The following is a 2,280-nucleotide window of genomic DNA, read 5'->3' on the forward strand; positions in this document are numbered from 1 at the left end:
CGTCGTGGTCGGCGCGCAGCTGGTCGGCGGTGATGTCGGTGCCGACGTCGACTCCGGCGCGGAAGGTGGTGCCCTCGGCGCTCATCTGGGCGAGGCGGCGGTCGATGTGCCGCTTCTCCATCTTGAACTCGGGGATGCCGTAGCGCAGGAGGCCGCCGATGCGGTCGGCGCGTTCGTAGACGGTGACGTCGTGTCCGGCGCGGGTGAGCTGCTGGGCGGCGGCGAGTCCGGCGGGGCCGGAGCCGACGACGGCGACCTTCTTGCCGGTGCGGGTGGTGGGGGGCAGGGGCTTGACCCAGCCCTCCTCCCACGCGCGGTCGATGATGGAGACCTCGACGTTCTTGATGGTGACGGCGGGCTGGTTGATGCCGAGCACGCACGCGGATTCGCACGGGGCGGGGCAGAGCCTGCCGGTGAACTCCGGGAAGTTGTTGGTGGCGTGCAGGCGTTCGATCGCCTCGGCCCAGTCGTGGGTGTGGACGAGGTGGTTCCACTCGGGGATGAGGTTGCCGAGGGGGCAGCCGTTGTGGCAGAAGGGGATGCCGCAGTCCATGCAGCGTGATGCCTGCTTGGTGACGGTTCCCCGGTCGAAGTCCTCGTAGACCTCGCGCCAGTCCTGGATGCGCACGTCGACGGGTCGGTGCTTGGGGAGCTCTCGCTCGGTGGTCTTCAGGAAGCCCTTGGGGTCGGCCATGTGCCTTCCTCCTCTCGTGTCAGGACTGTGCGGAGGCCATGACGGCCTCGTTGACGTCGCGGCCCTCGCGTTCGGCCTCGGCCTGGGCGAGCAGGACGCGCTTGTAGTCGCGCGGCATGATCTTGGCGATGCGGTCGATGCCGCCGTCGGTGAGGATGCGGTCGGCGACGGCCGATCCGGTCTCGGCGCGGTGGCGGGTGAGGACGTCGGTGAGGAACGCGCGGTCCTCGTCGGTGAGGGCCTCGATCTCGACCATCTCGGTGTTGACGCGTTCGTGGTCCAGGTCCAGGACGTAGGCGATGCCTCCGGACATGCCGGCGGCGAAGTTGCGTCCGGTGCGGCCGAGGATGACGGCGCGGCCGCCGGTCATGTACTCGCAGCCGTGGTCGCCGATGCCCTCGACGACGGCGAGGGCGCCGGAGTTGCGGACGCAGAAGCGTTCGCCGACGACGCCGCGCAGGAGGATCTCTCCGGAGGTGGCGCCGTAGCCGATGACGTTGCCGGCGATGATGTGGTCCTCGGCGACGAGTTGGGAGGCGTTGTCGGGGCGGACGATGACGCGTCCGCCGGACAGGCCCTTGCCGACGTAGTCGTTGGCGTCGCCGGACAGGCGCAGGGTGACGCCCTTGGGTACGAAGGCGCCGAAGGACTGGCCCGCGGATCCGGTGAAGGAGACGTCGATGGTGTCGTCGGGGAGGCCGTTGGCGCCGTGGCGCTTGGTGACCTCGTGTCCGAGCATGGTGCCGACGGTGCGGTTGACGTTGCGTACGGGCAGTTCGAGGCGTACGGGCTGGCCGAAGTCCAGGGCGCCCTCGCTGAGCTGGATGAGGGTGTTGTCCAGGGCCTTCTCCAGGCCGTGGTCCTGGAGGCGCTGCTGGACGCGGTGGTCGCCGGCGCGGGGTTCGACCTCGTGCAGGATGGGCGACAGGTCCAGGCCCTGGGCCTTCCAGTGGGTGACGGCGTCGGCGGTGTCGAGCAGGTCGATGGAGCCGATGGCCTCGTCCAGGCTGCGGAAGCCGAGCTGGGCGAGGTACTCGCGGACCTCCTGGGCGATGAACTCGAAGAAGTTGACGACGTATTCGGCCTTGCCGGAGAAGCGCTCGCGCAGGAGCGGGTTCTGGGTGGCGACGCCGACGGGGCAGGTGTCCAGGTGGCAGACGCGCATCATGACGCAGCCGGAGACGACGAGGGGTGCGGTGGCGAAGCCGTACTCCTCGGCGCCGAGCAGGGCGGCGATGACGACGTCGCGTCCGGTCTTCATCTGGCCGTCGGCCTGGACGACGATGCGGTCGCGCAGGCCGTTGAGCAGCAGGGTCTGCTGGGTTTCGGCGAGGCCGAGTTCCCAGGGGGTGCCCGCGTGCTTGAGGGAGGTCAGCGGCGAGGCGCCGGTGCCCCCGTCGTGGCCGGAGATGAGGACGACGTCGGCGTGTGCCTTGGACACGCCGGCGGCGACGGTGCCCACGCCCGCCTCGGAGACCAGTTTGACGTGGACCCGGGCGGAGGGGTTGGCGTTCTTGAGGTCGTGGATGAGTTGGGCGAGGTCCTCGATGGAGTAGATGTCGTGGTGGGGCGGCGGGGAGATGAGC

General features: G+C 69.8%; 2 protein-coding genes. Both read right to left on the reverse strand.

From position 1 onward, the window contains the following. Positions 1 to 694 (reverse strand): glutamate synthase subunit beta (locus tag DQW06_RS27825; protein ID WP_157983637.1); only part of this gene is annotated, 694 nt, incomplete at its 3' end. A gap of 19 nt (positions 695 to 713) precedes the next feature. Continuing rightward, positions 714 to 2,280: glutamate synthase-related protein (locus DQW06_RS27830; RefSeq protein WP_255418273.1), on the reverse strand; the 1,567-nt coding region annotated here is incomplete at its 5' end.

The organism is Nocardiopsis sp. TNDT3 (genome assembly GCF_003427465.1).
Taxonomy (GTDB): Bacteria; Actinomycetota; Actinomycetes; order Streptosporangiales; family Streptosporangiaceae; genus Nocardiopsis; species Nocardiopsis dassonvillei.